Raw genomic sequence first — 17,936 nt, forward strand, 5'->3', positions numbered from 1 at the left:
ATGCTGTATCATGTTCCTGGTACAGCATTTCTGTTTTCCGGCAGCTGACCGGTCCATTTCGTCACACCAATACGGCCTTTTGTAACAACAACGCCACAACGGCCACTATTACACCGTATAAATTCCTATTTTGCTCAAGAACCGGCAGACGCCGTACAATAAATTTTATCAACCGCAGTACCTATGAGCTTAGAGATTACACACCTCACTAAAAAATACAGCAAGGAGAAAAACGGCCTGACCGATTATTCCATTACCATCAATAAGGGCATACTTGGCCTGCTTGGTCCGAATGGCGCAGGCAAATCCACCCTGATGAAGATCATCGCCACTATCAGCAAACCAACCACCGGCACCCTGCTGCTCAATGGAGTGGATATCGTTGCCAATCCGGACAGCATCCGGAAAATATTAGGTTATCTGCCCCAGGATTTTGGTGTATATCCCAACCTGAATGCATATGAGTTCCTGGCTTATATAGCCGCCATGAAAGGTGTCGGCGGCAAAGACCTGCATAAACGGATAGATATGCTGCTGGAAGGTGTGAATCTGACTGCCCACGCGAAACGTCCTATAGGTAGTTATTCCGGTGGTATGAGACAACGCATAGGCATTGCTCAGGCACTCCTGAGTGATCCTAAAGTATTGATATTTGATGAACCGACCGTCGGATTAGACCCTGAAGAAAGAGTCAGATTCCGGCAGCTTATTGCTGACCTGGCGGACGATTGCATTATCATACTCTCCTCTCACATCGTATCCGACATTGAAACCATTGCAGATGATGTAGCGATCATGAAGGATGGGATACTACTGAATAAAGCGCCACAGGCCGACATCATAAAACTGGTAGATGGTAAAGTATTTGAAATAGTCGTCAGTAATGATCAGGTGAACACCCTCCGCGCACGGCAGCAGGTGATTGACACCATCCGGCAGCAGGATAAAACACGCGTACGGTTCATCGGCAAAGCCGGCCACCCTGGCGCAACACCGGTTACTGCCACACTGGAAGATGCATATTTGTTCCTAACCCAAAATAACAGCTAAGCGCTTGAAATACATTTACAGCATTATCAAAGCCGACTATCTGCAACGCACACGTAGCTACGCCTTCCTTATTGCGCTGGCTATTGGCTTTTACGCAGCATACTCTTTTGTACCTCCGCCTGCGGCCTCCTATACAACATTGAACATACCTGGTTTCAGAGGAGTATATAACTCCGCCTATGTTGGCCACGTTTCAGCCATGATGACCACCATCATGCTGTCCCTATATGGCTTCTTTCTGGTACACGGTGGCATCAAAAAAGATATTGATACAGCAGTAGGACTAATTATTGCCACTACCCCCATCACCAATTTTGAATACCTGCTCAGTAAAATGCTCAGTAATCTGCTGGTACTGCTCACCATTACCGGCTGTGCATTTATGGTCAGCATCGTGCTGTTCTTCATACGCACCGATGGCTCACCTTTTATACCGGGTCATTTCATTATACCATTCCTCTTATTTGTTGTTCCTGCGATGTTCCTCATTGCCGCATTGGCAATTGTGATCGAAGTGATCGTAGTACGCAGGCCCATACTCCAGTACATTGCCTTCTTCTTCCTCTTTGGTGTACTGATGAGCAATGCAAGTACACAAAAAAATGATACACTCGGTATCATGACCGATCCCTTTGGTATACGCATACTGACCAATAGTATCAAAGCGCTGGTCAATACACAGTTTCACGAGCATATTGAAAATGTCAGCCTGGGCTTTATATCCGGTAAGAAAGCAACGGTTATAAAAATATTTGAGTGGAATGGCGTCACGGTCACCCGCCTCTTTCTGCTTAGCAGAGGCATCTGGATCATGATCGCTATTGCACTTACTTACTGCTCATCGTTCTTATTCCATCGGTTTGACTCCAGGCCATTGATCAGTAAGCAGAAAAAGGCAACAGGAGATGAACCGGTATCAGCACCACTGGGTATTGATATGGCCTTGCTACCGCCACTGGTAAGCGACTACGGCATACTGCCATTCATTAAAACAGAACTATTGCTGCTGATCCGTAAAGGCTCGAAGTGGTACTGGTTAGTGATCATCGGCTTGTCGGCCAGCATGCTGTTTGCACCGGTCACTATTTCACACTTATACCTGCTTCCGGTACTATGGTTCCTGCAGGTCACCCGATGGTCGGACCTCGCCACTAAAGAAGAGGCCAACGGTATTCATTATTTCACCTACGCCTCCTACAAACCGCTGCAACGCATGCTGCCGGCGCAGATACTGGCAGGTATCATACTGGCGGTTGTACTGGCGTTACCTTTAATAGTGCGGTACCTCCTTGCCCTGAACCTGCCAGCTGTGATCGATATCATTAACGGCGCCATCTGCATTGTACTACTGGCCGTATGCCTGGGCATTGTCAGCAAAGGAAAAAAGTTATTCGAAATATTGTTCTTTCTAATGACTTACATCCTCATCCAGCACGTACCGCTCGTTGACTACCTCGGCGCCTTGAACCATGATCACCATGCCCTGTATATAGCAATTATCGCCGCACTGAATATCTTCCTGCTGACGGTTAGCCTCTCAGTAAGAAAGTACCAGCTAAGACATTTATAGAAAATACGTCCCTTACAGCACGCCGGAAAGTATATCTTTCCGGCGTTGCCATTTCCACAGGAGGCCGCTGTTACGCCAGGCGTCTCCGCAACAATCACCTCCGGCATTTGGCGGAGAACAACTTTCATTTTACTTTAGCAGGTATGAGTTATTATATCCGTATCCTGGGTACTGAGAATCCAGATATTCATTTAGATGACATTTTAGAAGCGCTGAACGATGAAGGCGTTTCGGGCAAGATAGGTGCGTTTAAAAATGAACTGCCGGAAAAATGGACCCGCTTTGAACTAAGGAACGAAAAAGATAAAGTATTGGCCGTGGTAGAACGGGATGCCGTTAAGGCGGATGGCATGGGCAAAGAAGAACTGGATGAGTTCAGGGAAACGATCATGGATTTTCAACCGGCAACAGCTGCCAAATGGTTAAACAACTTCTTTGACCGCGTGACTGTTATCTACGCATTCAGACTTTTGCCACTGGCACTGGAAGAAGAGAATTATCCCATTGTCACTGCTGCTCAATCCTTCATCTGGGAAAAAGTGAAAGGGATTTTACAGGCGGATGATGAAGGTTTTACCAATGAAGAGGGCTATCATATTCTATGGCAGTTCGGTGATGACGAAGAAGGCCCATGGAGCTGTGCGGTATTAAATGCTGACGGCAAATGGGAGAATTTCAGCATGGAACTGGGGGATAAGGAACAACAGAAAGCCTTTAAACAGGGTCAGGTACCTGCGGGTGCCCAACGGCTGTAACATAAAAGTCCGCTCTTTCTTACCGGAAAGAGCGGATCCATCACCCTAAAACGCCTCCACGCTCAGGTCATTCCCCCTTAAACTGAACAAAGTGCAGACCTGTGAACTTTCAGATACAGGGAGCCGTTAATATTATCATTGTTATTCCGCAACCTTATTCAAAATAATTTCGGGAACCAATTAGTTGCAAGTATGTTTGCAACCGCACGGTATCAATAAATACACTGGTTATGAAAACTAAGATCCTTTTCGTTTTATGTCTGCTAACAGGCCTCATGTTCATCAATGCAGGTCTTGATAAGTTCTTCCACTATATGCCAATGCCGAAGGACATGCCTGAGAAGATGGTAAAGGCAGGGGCCGCATTCATGGAAATAGGCTGGCTAATGCCGTTAGTCGGCGCTGTTGAATTACTGGGAGGGTTACTGCTGATTTTCAGAAAGACCAGGGCACTGGGAGCGATCATACTCCTGCCAGTCCTGGTGGGTATATTGTTAACCAATATTACCATGGCACCCTCAGGACTCCCGATCGTATTAACGATAACGGTGATCATTGGTTGGGTGATCATCGAAAACAGGGAAAAGTACCTGCCCATGATCAGAGGATGATCCTACATTACCCAAAGTAACTGCCATCCGTAAACTCAATCTCCATAATGCGCTGCTCAAAATCATTCGCAGGCACCAGCGCCCGGGACTTCACCCGGGTCTTATAGGTATACACCGTGCTGACGCTGTAATCCAGTATCTTGGCGATCGCTTCCTGCTCGTTTATGCCCAGACGTATCAGCGCGAATATCCGGAGTGTGGCATTCAACGTCTCTCCTGATTTAGGCCAGATCTGATCCTCCTTTTTCAGCAACGCATTAAAAGAGGCAATGAAATTAGGGAACATGGTTAGGAACACACTATCGAGCATGCTATATAACTGTCCTTTTTGTTCATCGATCTGAATGGTATTTAAAAACTGGCTGGCATCCTTATACTTACCAAGTTTAATGCTATGCAGTGTTTGATGTTTGATCTTATCCAGGGTCTCTATATATGAGGAGCAGGTTTTAAGCACCAATCCTATCAGTTCCTCTTTGATCCTGGAAGATTCCCATAGTTTCTCATTGAGATGTTCCAGCTGCTTGTTTTTCTCTTTGATCAGCTGCTCGTCTGCCTTGATCCGTAAGAACTGCCGCCGGTAAATGACCAGCAGGAAGAACAATACGACGGCCACGATCAGGAAGAGCAACAGCCCTATCAGCAATTTGTCCCTTTCGTGCTGCTTGTCATTGATCAGTTTACCTGCGACCAATGGCAGGATCGTCTCAATCTGCACGGTCCTGTTGCGCGCACCATAAAACCGGGCACTGCGTACTGCTTCCTGCATGAATACATAGGCGTCTTCCGTCCTGTGCTGCTCAAACAGCTCCCGGCCCAGTAAGAAGGTGGCCTGGGTCTCTTTAGTAGACGAACGGATATCATGGATGGCGGCCAGCGCGAGAAAAAGCACCCGGTCCTGGCCGGTATAGGCATAACTTACCCGGGTTGCTACCATCGCAATCCCATGCTGAGATAATGGCTGTTTGATAATGGCATCGTAAAAATAGTCCGGCGTCAGCTCCGGATGCGCGGCCCTTTCTGGCAGGAAGGCAAGATCTATCGTCTGCTCAAAAGCGTTAGAGGGTGTCACCTGCTCAGCATCCCGGAAGTCCCGTTCTGATTGCCTGCGGTAGTCAGGCGCCAGATGCGCATCATTCTCATATTCTGCTATACCGGCATTCAGCCGCGCCCGCAGGATAAGATAATCCGTCCGCAGACTATCTGACAGCTCATTAATATTGATGGCGCCGGTAATTTCGAAGGCTTCTTTATAAAAACCCGAATTTGACAGTATCCCTATAAGTAGCAGCTTACTACGGATCAGCTCACCCTCCTTGTGAAACTGCCCGGCAATCGCGATCATCTTCTTCACATACACAAAAGCAGAATCGAACCGGAAATACCGATACTCCTCAAAGATCTTTGAACAAAGTTCATACTGCCTGGCCCCATCTGTATTTTCTGTATGAAATAACCGGATCCGTAAACGATTGATCCGCTCCTCTTTCGCGTGATCGTAGGCTTGCTCCCTGGTGAGTTCGGATTTCAAAACGGCTAACAGACTATCAGATCTCTTGTTTTGTGATCGTACATGCAAACTCCCTAATAAAAAAAATATGACAAGTAATATCTTATTCATAACGATATGAGACCTCATTGAAGTAATATAACACCCCCTTACTGATGACAATTTTCTGGTCATTGTTCCTGTCCGAAAAATAATCAACCCGCCATTAAAAACGTAGTATCGCCTATTAAAAAGACTACTTTCTTGCTGTTCACCTGATAAAAACTTTTCATATACCTCTAGATTTTTCCATACAAACAGCGCACTAATATATTGATTATCAAATCAAACATCTCTTAAAAGGTTAGATTTTTCCGTTTACTGTCCCGCCTCCGGATGACGCGCCTGTTTCGTGCACTAATTTGCTCCGCCAACTCAAATGCCATGACTGGCATGGGGCATCACCAATCATCAGCTGCAGCGATGAACGATGACACTTCTGCGTTTATGAACTATTTAAGCGGTCCATTATGCTACTAAAAATTCTACGGTTATTATGTTGTTTTACCCTGACTTTTGCCCTCACCTCTCAGGCATTCGGACAAAACAGGGTCCTTGAAGGAAAGGTAATTGATTCCGCTGCTTCAAATCCGGTACCCGGGGTCACTGTGAGAATTGTGGGAACACGTTCCGGTACGACCACCGATGCCAATGGTTCTTTCAGGTTGACGGTAACAGCCGCCGACCGCCAACTGGTCTTTTCATCCATTGACTACGACCCAAAGACTATTTCCATCACTGATCAGAATAACCTGGTGATTAAACTGGCTCAATCCAGCCGATCACTGAAAGGGGTAGAGGTAGTCAGTGTAGGTTACGGCACCATGGACAAAAGAGAGGTTTCCAGCGCTATCACCCACGTTAGGGCGGAAGACCTGAAATCTGTCGCGGCTAACAACCCGCTGATGTCCCTCCAGGGAAAGGTGTCCGGATTAACCATTTCCAATACTGCCACTGCCGATCCTAACTCCTCCCCCAGCATCCAGCTGAGAGGTGTATCATCACGCAGCGCCGGCCTCGGTCCGCTGTACGTTATCAATGGCGTTCCGGGTGGTAACATTGATAATATCAACCAGAATGATATTGAATCGATCGATGTCCTGAAAGGTGGTGCCGCGTCTGCTATCTACGGTACCCGTGGTAGTAACGGGGTGATCATCATCACGACGAAAAAGGGCACCGGCAGTTCCCAACTGATATACAACGGGTACGTGAGTGCTGACTATCTCACGATGGCGCCAGACCTTTTAACACCGGAAGAGTTCCGTACTAACAGGGTCAAGGCGGCTTCTCCCAGAGGAATAGACTATGGTGGTAATACGGACTGGATGAAAGCGGTGACACGCTCTCCTTCCTACGCACAGAAACACACGTTACAGATCTCCGGCGGTAACGCGAATGACAATTACTTTGCTTCTGCGGATTATCGCAATGCAGATGGTATCGACCTGCGGGCTTCTAAAAAAGAATATGGCGCCCGTCTGAATGTCAACCATACCTCAAAGGAAAACGTCTATTCAGTGACCCTGAATGTGGCGCCCAGGTACATGAAGACGAGCAATGCCGACCAGGGCAACTTCAATAACGCGATCACCATCAACCCAACTATACCGATCTACGACAGCTCCGGCTATCGCTATATCAACACCGGCTTCTTCGCCAATAACCCGGTGGAAAATGCACGGCTCATCAAAAGTGAGGCGGAGATCAAACAACTGGACATCAGCGGTTCCTTTAAGGTAAATATCCTTAAAAACCTCAGTTCCATGCTGACTATCTCCAATATCCGGTCGTCCTACAAGAACCTGAACTTCAGACCATCGACGCTGACTACGATCGTTCATTCCAACCAGACGACCAAAACCAACTACGCGTCTCAGGAACAACAGGATAACAATCAGCAGAATATCGAATGGACGATCAACTATGCACTCAATCTGAAAAGAAGCCATTTTAAAGTACTGGGGGGTTACTCCTACAGCTACTTTGATTACCAGGCTTTCAGTGCCAATAACTACGATTTCCCGTTTGACACATTCCTGTGGTACAACCTCGGTTCCGGTACCTGGAACGGTGGTGACAAGGGTAACGGACAAAACGCCGTATCCTCCACCCGGAATGACTCACGCCTGGCAGCGTTCTTTGGCAGGATCAACTATGACTTCGATAATAAGTATATCCTGACACTGAGTCTCAGACAGGAAGGCTCTTCCAAGTTCGGCGCCAGTAACAAATGGGGTAGTTTCCCGGCCGTATCAGCCGCATGGCGCATCTCAGATGAAGACTTTCTGAAAAATAAGATCAGCTGGCTGAACGACCTGAAGCTGAGAGCCGACTATGGCGTAACGGGCAACCAGGATTTTGATAACTATAAGTCTTTACTGCTGTACGGCGGCTATGGCTACTTCCCATTCAATGGTACTACCTACCAGGTATACGGTCCGTCACAGAACGTGAATCCGAACCTGGGTTGGGAAAAAGCCATTAACTTCAACGTTGGTCTGGACTTTGAGCTGTTCAGTAACCGTTTATCCGGTTCCGTGAACTATTACGTGCGCACAAACAAAGACCTGTTGGGTAACTATAACGTACCGCTTCCGCCTAACCCACAGTCACAGACGTTCACAAACGTGGGTACCATGAAGAACTCAGGCCTGGAGGTACAGTTAAGTGGTGTAGCGATCCAGCGGGAAGCGTTCAGTTATAACATATCATTTACCGGCGCCTACAACAATAACAAATTCGTCTCTTTCTCCAATAAACTCTACCAGGGTGCACCATTCCAGGATGTAGCCGGATTACCTTCCCCAGGATCTCCCGGCAATATCCAGCGTTTGCAGGAAGGTCACCGTATCGGTGATTTTTATATGCTGAGATCAGCAGGGGTAGATGAAAACGGTGCGCTGCTGGTATACAGGAAAGACGGTACCATCGCGCCAGCTAATCAGGCCAACGCGGACGACAAACAGTTTGTTGGAAACGGTCTGCCGAAATTCACGGCCTCCCTCGGTAATGTGTTCCGCTATAAGAACTGGGACCTGAACCTGTTCTTCAGAGGCAATTTCGGTTACAAACTGTTCAACATGCAGGCGTTCTACATCGGCACACCAGCTACGCAGTCTGACGCCAACACCTTACGATCAGCCTATGATCCGAAAAGTAAGTATGCAAAGCTGACCAATTCAGCGACGACCTCCCTGGCATCAGACTATTTCCTGGAATCAGGTTCTTTCGTCAAACTGGATAACGTCACGCTGGGTTACAGTCATGACCTCAACTCCAAATATATGCGGGCGTTCAGGGTATATGCCTCGGCGAGCAACCTGCATACCTTCACCGGTTTTACCGGTGGTGATCCGGACCTGTACCGTGTGAATGGTATCACGCCAGGCGTAAACGAGAATCTGAACTTCTATCCGGCTACCATCCAGGTACTGGCGGGTGTGCAGGTAACCTTCTAACCTACTAATCGAACTGAGATGAAATTCAATTATAAAAGATATATCACAAACGCCGCACTGGTGACCGGCTTACTGCTGGGCGGCTGTACAAAACTGGACGAAACGGTGTATGACAGAGTGGACCAGGGCCAGTTCCTCACCAGAAGGGATGACGTGATCAGGGACTTTCTACGTCCGTTTGAACATGCCTACTGGAGTATCCAGGGGAATGACCTGTATGCGGTTGGAGAAAACTCAACAGATGAGATAGGCACTTACAACCGGCAGGGTGACTGGCAGGACGGAGGTTATTATGCGCGTATGCACTACCATACCTGGACCACACAGGATGGCTTTACCAACGGCGCCTGGACAGCCTTCTACCAGGGCATCGTACTGGCGACCAACTCCCTGCAGGACATGGAAGCCATCACAGATCCGGGTAGGCTGAACATCACGCCGGCGGAACTGGCAGATTTCAAGGCAGAACTCAGGACACTGAGAGCGTGGTTCTATCTGAGAGCATTTGACTTTTACCGGAACATTGAGATCGTGAAGGATGTGAAGAACACCACGACAGGTCACACGCAATCGACTCCCGAAGAAACATTCGATTACATCGAATCGGAGCTGAAAGCTGCATTACCCGACCTGCCGCAGCGGGCGACGCTGGGTGAGAAAGGTATCGGCCGGTGGACACAGGCCGGTGCTGCCGCTATACTGGCACGCCTGTACCTGAATGCTGAAGTCTATGTTAAAAAAGAACGTTTCAGTGATTGTGCGGCGATATGCCAGGACATCATCGATGGGAAATATGGTAGCTATCAGCTCGATACCCGCTGGGATGCCCCATTTGACTATACTAATACAACGCTGAATTCAGAGTTGATATACGGCTTCCCTTCCAGTTTGTCGCGCACACACTGGCAGTATGACGGAGGCATGTACTTCTGGGCAATGACCTATGACGCCGCCCCGCTGTACTGCGGCTTTACTGACTTCGGACAGTCTAACCCACGCTTCGCACTCCAGCCGGGCAGAAACGTAGATAGTGTTGAATACACCCATCAACTGGGTAAACCATTTGTGAAGTTCCAGCGCTATCCTGATGACTACCGGCTGAAACTATATAAGAACCTGGGTGGCAGTAAACGCGAAGGTATGTTCCTGTACGGATACCTGCCGTTCCAACGCACAGTGAATGGTAACCCGGTTACGGATACCGTTCGTGGTAATAAAGGGTCTTATCCTTTGTTTATCCGTGATCAGGTGGGCTGGTTCCTGGATGCAAAGCCTGGTCAGCCGGTAACTGATAAGGAATCCAACATGAATCATGCTGACCATAACTCCGGTGTGTTCTTCCTGAAATATCCGCTGTACCCAACGCCTGATCCAAACAGGCTGACATCTGCCTATGCAGAGATCCGTTTATCCGAGATCTACTATACACTGGCAGAATGTAAATACAGAGCGGGTGATAAAGCAGGCGCCGCCACGTTACTGAATGCCGTGCGTACACGTAACTACCCTGCTGGCTCACCAAGCCTGTATAAAGCAGATGGCAGTCAGCTGAATGACCAGGAGATGCTGGATGAATGGGGCCGTGAGTTCCTGGGTGAGAACCGTCGCCGTACAGACCTGATCAGATGGGGGGTGTTCAACACGGGTACCTGGTGGGACAAAAAGCCCGATGCAGATGACCATACAGCGATCTTCCCCATTGGCCGCGATATTATGGGTGCGAATCCGCAGTTCAAACAGAACCCCGGATATTAAAAAGACGGTGGTCCCTGACCTGGAGGCGGGGACTGCCCTATATAATAAGAAGAGCCGGAGCGTTTACTCCGGCTTTTCTTATTAATAGACACCACCCGGAAGGGTATGACCTGTACTTTCAGGCATATCGTAAATGTAAAAAGCAGAACATCAGATGCAAAGTTGAAAATGACTTCTTAAATTGACACCCCTACCCTCATTAAGACAATCGTACAAAAAAAATAAGCCGCTGAATTTATTTGTTACAAAATTATAAATGGTTGTCTTCGCCATCCCCCAATTTTGCGTCTTAATCACAAACCACCATTATGTTAAACTCACAGATCAGTTCCGCACGGGACATCGAGGCATTGCGTCAGGCCAGAGAAGCATTTAATCAGAACGAATCCTACGTTCAGCGATGGTTCATGTTTAAAATGGCTACAGGCTACGCTGCCATCAGTATTTTATCCTCCATTGTCATCATTTCGGGAGGGATCTTATTTAATCACAGTGATTTTCCTGCCCTAACAGTTACACTGGCAGGAGCAGCACTCTTTACGGACGCATTGGGAATCGTATACACCGTATGGAAAGTGATACTGAATCCACGGTCAGTTCCGCGACTGGAGCCTGTTATAAAAATTCCTTAATCACCCATGTTACCAAACCATTGAAAGTGCAACTCGACATTTCAGAACCCAAATGTTTGATCATGCACAGAAAGCCTGGACTGATGGAGTTCACTCTTGCTCCTCATCAGCAACATCTTATCAAGAGTGTCAGAACTATAGAAAATGGTATGGAAGGCTGCATTAAAGGTAGTGTAGTGAAGATCATCGAAGGTGATTTTGGTTATTTCCGCATGGAAATAATAGCGAATGACTCCTTTATCATCTGCCGTCTGCGTGCTAACCTGACACAATCCATTGACATCATTCCATTCACCACAACGCCCATATCATGCTGGTATGCGACCTTACGTGGCGTTGTAGCAGCCACACTGGCAGGAAAAGGATCTGTTACATTGAAAGAACAGGAGCACAGAATGTATTTTATCCCTGCAAACGGAGCGAATACAGCAAAATTTCCCGTAGGGGAATATGAGGCCGTCTATGTATCTTTTTCAACAGCATTCCTGGACAGTTTTATCAAAGACAATCAGGAATTCCATGAGATCTATGACAGAAAATGTAAACAGTCTGACGAAGGCACCACGTTGCCGGAATTTGACCTTTTACTCGACGTGTGTGATGTGCTGCAAACGATCTTCAACCATGACCAGCATACCAAGAAGTTTAACGTGTGGCTGGATTTACAGGTGCGCAACCTCCTGTTCCACTATTTTGAGGCACTACTCACGAAAGACGTGCAAAGTGGCATACCTGATCCGTTTAAAAGACTCAAAGACCATATTGATAGCAATATAGGCGCAAATCTTAGGATCAACACAATGAGTAAAAGCTTTATGTTCATGAGTCGTGGACGCCTTAACCAGTTATTTGAAGCAAAGATGGGAATAGGGATTAAAGAATATATCAGACGGGAATTACAACGGAAGGCGGAGTACTTTTTGTCCAGTTGCCCCAAAATGACAATCGCCGAAATAGCTTTCACATTGGGCTATAACGAGCCGTCATATTTTTCGACCCTGTTTAAACAATGGACAGGCATGCGCCCCAGCGATTACAGAAAGGGCTCGGCATCCAATGCAGCGTAATAGTAGCAGATAAACGTTTACACCAGTGAACGGTCCATCTGACTGTTCACTGGTTTTTGTTATCAGCATATACACGAATAGTCCGCTTCCACGATATTATTTCTTATGATGGACGGAATAGTGATTATCCTCCAGGTCCAGTGATACCCTACCTTTCCCACTTCCTGACAACGGTCTTATCATGGTGGGATTTCCATTTACATATATACGCAGGTTAATGCCAAGGGCCGCCGCCACTAATCTGGGCGCCAGGTCGCCGGCATTGCCTGTCCAGGCACCTTTGGTCCTGATCACACGAATGAGATCAAAGATATCAACGCCGTTTTCATACGCGTAGGTGGCAACGTTTTCTAAATTCCGCTCATCAAGCATCCAGTCTACTGTAGTATTTCTGATCTGCTGTGCAGCCTCGGGATCTAACTTACCCGTCTGAGCCTGTACAATGGCATTATACAGGCAATCTCCATCTAATGGAGTGCCCCTGTCATTGTTGAGTATTTGCAGCAATTCCATATACCTGCGTAGCTCTGTCTGTTTGCTCAATGCCGTCAAAGAAAATGAAAACTGCTGCTGATTACTTTGTATCCCCATTTTAATACTACTAAAAGAAGAGGTAGAGGGGAAGGGCGTTGATAATGCAAAACTCATTTTATTGGTATCACTATTACCCAGTTTACTTACATCCAGCTTGCGCTTCTTATTGGGCTTAACCAACGATGGATTGAACACCTCACTAAACGCCTTTTTCTTCCTCTTGACGCTGAAACCATCATACTCACCCTGAAAATCTGATAACTTCAGTCCCTTTTTAGCGCTTTTATCCTGAACAAGCCTGTCTACTACCGATGTGAGCTGTCCATGGCTTTGCGGCACTTTCCCACTTATTAACGAGGTATATGCTATACGTGAAAGGTCTGTCTGAATACTGGCGCCTTCGAAGTCTGTGAGATAAGATATTCCCCTTAGCGGATGACGGTTATTCTGCGTATCCATATTTAACCGCGATATGACGTCTTCTTTACTTTCGTCCAGCAGCTTATGCCCAAATATAGGTGGGCGTTGATTCATTTCAGGGATACTGTCTTCTTTATCTTCCTTCAGGCCAATAAAAGGCTCAATATTATCTATCTTAATATTTTCTTCTGCTTCTTCATGTCTCTTTCCATAATAATTATCCAACTCAAAAGCACCAAAGGAAGGTAATCTCCTGCCCAGATCCGTGTACTCTGCACCATCTTTCCCAAACATGAGCACATCTTTTCTTTTGTCACTTATTGCCTGAGACGGCTGGTATTCCTTCGGCAGGTCCTTATTCAGCAATACTGAAAAACCGTCAAGGAATAAATTAGGTTCGGGGGCGTACGGTAATAACGGATGCACTCTTGATAAACCAGTTCTCATCCGCATGTCTTCTTTAATATTCTTCTCAAATTCCAACCGGAATTTAGTTGCTTTCTTTTCATCATTTAACTTCTTTAAACCGTTCTTGTTTCCTGCCAGTTCTTTTTCAAGCTTTTCCCTCTCCATGACTACCTCCTTTATTTCTTTTCTCACTTCCCGTAACTCCTTTAATATACGCTTCTCTTCGGGAGATCTTTCAGGCGCTTTTTTAACTTCATCCTTCTCTTTCTCTCCCTTTTTAGGGACTGTTCTCCGGACAGGTACCTTGGATGGTGTCCTGGATGGTGTCTTTCCTTCATTGCCCTTCTTCACGACCTTTTGAGGTGGTGTCTTTCCACTGATCTTTTTCTCTGGTATTTTCCCGCCTGATGTCTGCTGCTGTTCCCTCTTTTCTGTCTCTTCCTGTAATTCCTTTTTTTTCTTCTCCCGTTCGTCGACCAGTTCTCTTCCTCGTTGATTGAGTGCCTTAATCTGTTTTTCAAGCTGACCTATTCTCTTCTCCACCCTGGATTTGGTATCCTCCATTAACGTCTCCGTTGGCCGGTATCCACCGGTGATCATCAGCGGACGAAGCGGCGGCAATGACTGCATCTCTACCTTGTTCTCATCTTCTGTATTGTCGCTGAATAGTGGCATATAATCCTCCTCCATCTTCTCCCCTGTCTCTATCACTTCGTCGCTTCCTGCCATATCAACATCTTCATCCGTAAACGCCAGTGTCTTCTCGATATACTTAAAGATATGTTCTCCTGAAGGCACTGTCCTGGGTGCTGTATCTGCATCCTGTATTGATACGTAAGGGTGATAATTATTCCTGATGAATGTCTGCAGTAACAAATGGGTTTCCGCACTATGCAGCACATTATTCCGCATCGTACCATACGGGAATTTTTTTGTGCCGAATGTGGACGATACGACTGCAATAGGAATATTGAATTTATTAATGATTTCCTGCACGGCTTCCATCGCCTCCGTTAGCTGTTTCGCATTCTTTTTATGTGCGTTCAACCCTATCACTATCCCGATACGTCCGCTTTTGACCATCTCCTCCATATCCTTACCATTAATGACATTCGTTATAAACGCTTCTATACTGTCAGCCTCTGTGTATGGAAGTATAGTATTGACAATAAAGGCAATAGGGAACTGCTTTTCTATGCTCTCCTGCAGTTTTTCATTGTAGTTAGTTCCATCGACCTGTTTATACTCCTCCTTTTCCGGTTCCTTCTTTTTCTTTTTGGGTTTCTCTTCCTTCCCTCCTTTCTTCTCCCCGGTAGCATTGTTAAAAGCCTTGTTCTTTTTTGTGACCAGTTGAAAAACATTACTTTTCAACGGGCCAACGCCTTCCTTCCTTTGGGTTACCAACCTTCCTTCTGCATAACGCAACTGTAGTAACACATTATTTGTTACCGGCTGCCGGGCAAGCTGAAAAGGTGGCAGGGCAGTGTCATTAGCATTCCCGGGCGATTGCGATACACGTTGTAATACAAACCTTTCCACCGGCTCACTTTGCTCAGGCAAAACAGCTGCCTGCGTCTCGCGCGATGCATGTAGTACCGGCTTTGGCTGAACAGCGCTAACGGCGGGTCTGGAAACGGCGGCTGAATGATCACTACCGGTGGCAGCACGGCTAACGGATGGCTGCTGCTTTTGCTGGGAATCATTGGATGGCATCAGATAAGGTAGTTGTTATGAAGGGATCGTTTTCTTCCAGCGAAATTTACAATATTTCAGACAAATGCGACTGTTTTGATCACTCACCTCATATTGGCACAAACATGGGCAGGTATATAAAGCATATGAACCACCATGCTTAGCAACTGTTAACAGCATGAAAAGTTGGCGCTGAATACACAAATGAATCCTTGCACTTCCATCTGTGATGCCCTATCTTGAGCAACTAAACCCACGAATCATCCACGCATGAAGGTACTCTTATTACCCATTCTTCCACTATTCATGGCCCTTTTCGCCGTAGCACAGGTAAAGGTCGACCTGAAAGACTATCATAAAGCGAACGGTGCTGTAGTTACGCAACAGGGCCAGTCATTACTGATCACCTGGCCCGCAGGCAATGCAACAAAAGGAAAGGTCGTACTTGATCTCACTCCTGCCCAGCCGCTTTTTAAAACCCTGTCGCTCGGCGGGCAACAGATCTCTGCTGGTATAGATCCCGCATTTGTACTAACGGTAGGCAAAAGAGATCTGCTCTCACAGAATGGCTGGAACATCTTCTTTGATAAAGTGCCTGACAGGCCCTATAACAGCTATCCGCTGACGATCAAAAAGACTGCTGTCTCTGTAAGGACGGAAGGTAGCCGCACAATCGCGCGTATAGGCCCTGTTTCGGCCGGAAAGTTCTCCGGTAACCTGGAAGTGACGTTTTATAACGGAAGCCCGTTATTCAATGTCGCTGCGGTGATCAGTACAGAGGCACAGGCGAAGGCCATTGTCTTTGATGCCGGGATGATGAGCAAAACACCTGACTGGCAACAGATATCCTGGATGAATACCAGGGATAGTCTTCAACAGGCTGCTGTTACCACCAGTGATACTGCCCGTCACCTGGCGGTGAAATACAGGGCTATTACCGCCGCGGGCAAACAGGGCGCCATGACGGTCTTCCCTCCCCCACACCAGTATTTTTATCCGCTGGATGAAGCTTTCAACCTGGACTTCACCTGGTATGGCAATCAATACCGCCACATGGTCAATGGCTATGGCATCGGCATACGGCAGGAACTACAGGGTGACAAGCGCTTCGTACCCTGGTTCAACGCGCCTCCCGGCACACAGCAACGCCTTAACTTCTTCTGCCTCCTCAGCCAGGAGCAGGATACCGCTCCTTTCACTGCTGTGAAAGCCTTTACGCACAATGACCGGTATGTGCAGTTACCCGGCTTTAAAACCATGTCCAGTCACTTCCATAATGAGTTCGTGATGAACGTCATCATGGCTGGCAAACGGGTGCCGGAACATCCGGAATTTGTCCAGGTCTTCAAAGACATGGGTGTCGACATTGTACACCTGGCGGAGTTCCATTATACAGCTGATCCCCGTGGACCAGATGACAAACGCCTGCCACAGCTGAAAGCACTGTTTGACCTGTGTGAAAAGCAATCCGATAGATCATTCCTGTTACTACCCGGAGAGGAACCCAATGAGTTCTTCGGCGGTCACTGGCTGAATTTCTTCCCAAAACCGGTATACTGGGTGATGTCCCGCAAAGCGGAACAACCTTATGTGGAAGACAAGCCTGGTTACGGTAAAGTATATCATGTAGGCAATAAGGAAGAGATGTTACAGCTACTGAAAGATGAACAGGGACTGGCCTGGACGGCACATCCGCGTACCAAGGGTTCTGTGAATACGCCTGATATTTATAATCATGCAGCCTTCTTCCAGTCCGACCGCTTTATGGGTGCCGCCTGGAAGGCGATGCCGGCTGATCTCTCCCAGCCTCGCCTGGGCAAACGTGTACTCGATCTCATGGATGATATGAACAACTGGGGTGTTAAAAAGACGGTCATGTGTGAAGCTGACCTCTTCACCATCACGCCGCACAACGAAATGTATGCGCACATGAACGTCAACTACCTGATGCTGGACCAGCTGCCCGCCTACAAAGACAGCTGGCTGCCTGTGCTGAATACCATGCAGCACGGACGTTTCTTCGGCAGCACCGGGGAAGTCCTGATGCCTTCCCTGCAGATCAACGGACATGTGTCGGGCGACAGCCTGCAACTGCCTGCCGGCGGACTGGCCACGATTGACCTGAAGCTCCGCTGGACCTTCCCCATGAATTTTGTCGAGATCATTTCCGGAGATGGCGAAAAGGTATACCGGGAGAAGATCGCCCTGACAGATACAGAAGCTTTCGGAGAGAAAAGTTTCCGGTTCACCAGCAAACTGGCTGGCCGGAAATGGGTGCGTGTAGAAGCCTGGGACGTGGCTGTAAACGGGGCCTTCAGTCAGACGTTCTGGTTGTTATAGGCAACCGAAGCTATCATGACCGGCAAAATGTACTGGAAGCATACGCTGTATTTAATGCTGTTTTTTCCTGTACATTTGCCGGTCATTAGCAA

At 47.4% G+C, this 17,936-nt stretch carries 11 protein-coding genes; 9 read left to right on the forward strand and 2 right to left on the reverse strand.

Annotated features, from left to right (window positions below):
- The first annotated feature begins 183 nt into the window (after positions 1-183).
- From GWR21_RS10240 to GWR21_RS10255, 4 genes are all read left to right on the forward strand, one after another.
- The gene (locus tag GWR21_RS10240) at positions 184-1,050 is read left to right on the forward strand and encodes an ABC transporter ATP-binding protein (RefSeq protein WP_162331647.1); all 867 of its coding nucleotides are present in this window, start codon (positions 184-186) and stop codon (positions 1,048-1,050) included.
- A gap of 4 nt (positions 1,051-1,054) precedes the next feature.
- The gene (locus tag GWR21_RS10245) at positions 1,055-2,620 is read left to right on the forward strand and encodes a hypothetical protein (protein WP_162331648.1); all 1,566 of its coding nucleotides are present in this window, start codon (positions 1,055-1,057) and stop codon (positions 2,618-2,620) included.
- 143 nt (positions 2,621-2,763) lie between these two features.
- Complete coding sequence (locus GWR21_RS10250; protein WP_162331649.1) at positions 2,764-3,375, forward strand: hypothetical protein; 612 nt, start codon at positions 2,764-2,766, stop codon at positions 3,373-3,375.
- A 230-nt stretch (positions 3,376-3,605) separates the two neighbouring features.
- Entirely contained in the window at positions 3,606-3,986 is a 381-nt protein-coding gene (locus GWR21_RS10255) for a DoxX family membrane protein (protein ID WP_162331650.1), read from the forward strand.
- A 7-nt stretch (positions 3,987-3,993) separates the two neighbouring features.
- Here GWR21_RS10255 and GWR21_RS10260 read toward each other — a convergent pair whose 3' ends face one another.
- Positions 3,994-5,517, reverse strand: coding sequence for a DUF6377 domain-containing protein (locus tag GWR21_RS10260; RefSeq protein WP_238430291.1), 1,524 nt, complete (start codon positions 5,515-5,517; stop codon positions 3,994-3,996).
- Between the two features lie 488 nt (positions 5,518-6,005).
- Between GWR21_RS10260 and GWR21_RS10265 the strand changes: the two genes are divergently transcribed.
- The 4 genes from GWR21_RS10265 to GWR21_RS10280 all read left to right on the forward strand — a co-directional run bounded on the left by GWR21_RS10265 (position 6,006) and on the right by GWR21_RS10280 (position 12,450).
- Positions 6,006-8,996 (forward strand): SusC/RagA family TonB-linked outer membrane protein, encoded by a 2,991-nt coding sequence (locus GWR21_RS10265; RefSeq protein ID WP_162331652.1) that lies wholly within the window; start codon positions 6,006-6,008, stop codon positions 8,994-8,996.
- Between the two features lie 18 nt (positions 8,997-9,014).
- Positions 9,015-10,751 carry a RagB/SusD family nutrient uptake outer membrane protein gene (locus GWR21_RS10270; RefSeq protein ID WP_162331653.1) on the forward strand — a complete coding sequence of 579 codons (1,737 nt, stop codon included), beginning with the start codon at positions 9,015-9,017 and terminating at the stop codon, positions 10,749-10,751.
- Between the two features lie 308 nt (positions 10,752-11,059).
- Positions 11,060-11,383: a hypothetical protein gene (locus GWR21_RS10275; protein WP_162331654.1), complete on the forward strand. Its 324-nt coding sequence runs from the start codon at positions 11,060-11,062 to the stop codon at positions 11,381-11,383.
- A gap of 62 nt (positions 11,384-11,445) precedes the next feature.
- A complete protein-coding gene (locus GWR21_RS10280) occupies positions 11,446-12,450 on the forward strand; it encodes a helix-turn-helix domain-containing protein (protein WP_162331655.1) in 1,005 nt (334 codons plus the stop codon).
- A gap of 96 nt (positions 12,451-12,546) precedes the next feature.
- On the opposite strand, the gene GWR21_RS10285 is transcribed toward GWR21_RS10280, so the two are convergent.
- Positions 12,547-15,525, reverse strand: a complete 2,979-nt coding sequence (locus tag GWR21_RS10285; protein WP_162331656.1) for a hypothetical protein — start codon at positions 15,523-15,525, stop codon at positions 12,547-12,549.
- A 249-nt stretch (positions 15,526-15,774) separates the two neighbouring features.
- Here GWR21_RS10285 and GWR21_RS10290 point away from each other — a divergent pair, with 249 nt between their 5' ends.
- On the forward strand, positions 15,775-17,844 hold the full coding sequence (locus tag GWR21_RS10290) for a CehA/McbA family metallohydrolase domain-containing protein (protein ID WP_162331657.1): 2,070 nt from the start codon (positions 15,775-15,777) through the stop codon (positions 17,842-17,844).
- Positions 17,845-17,936: the final 92 nt, after the last annotated feature.

Origin of the sequence: Chitinophaga agri (assembly GCF_010093065.1) — a bacterium.
In the GTDB taxonomy this organism is placed as follows: domain Bacteria; phylum Bacteroidota; class Bacteroidia; order Chitinophagales; family Chitinophagaceae; genus Chitinophaga; species Chitinophaga agri.

Coding starts and splice junctions, on each gene's coding strand:
- GWR21_RS10240 (WP_162331647.1), top strand. CDS start 184: ATGAGCTTAGAGATTACACACCTCACTAAAAAATACAGCAAGGAGAAA.
- GWR21_RS10250 (WP_162331649.1), top strand. CDS start 2,764: ATGAGTTATTATATCCGTATCCTGGGTACTGAGAATCCAGATATTCAT.
- GWR21_RS10255 (WP_162331650.1), top strand. CDS start 3,606: ATGAAAACTAAGATCCTTTTCGTTTTATGTCTGCTAACAGGCCTCATG.
- GWR21_RS10265 (WP_162331652.1), top strand. CDS start 6,006: ATGCTACTAAAAATTCTACGGTTATTATGTTGTTTTACCCTGACTTTT.
- GWR21_RS10270 (WP_162331653.1), top strand. CDS start 9,015: ATGAAATTCAATTATAAAAGATATATCACAAACGCCGCACTGGTGACC.
- GWR21_RS10275 (WP_162331654.1), top strand. CDS start 11,060: ATGTTAAACTCACAGATCAGTTCCGCACGGGACATCGAGGCATTGCGT.
- GWR21_RS10280 (WP_162331655.1), top strand. CDS start 11,446: ATGCACAGAAAGCCTGGACTGATGGAGTTCACTCTTGCTCCTCATCAG.
- GWR21_RS10285 (WP_162331656.1), bottom strand. CDS start 15,525: ATGCCATCCAATGATTCCCAGCAAAAGCAGCAGCCATCCGTTAGCCGT.
- GWR21_RS10290 (WP_162331657.1), top strand. CDS start 15,775: ATGAAGGTACTCTTATTACCCATTCTTCCACTATTCATGGCCCTTTTC.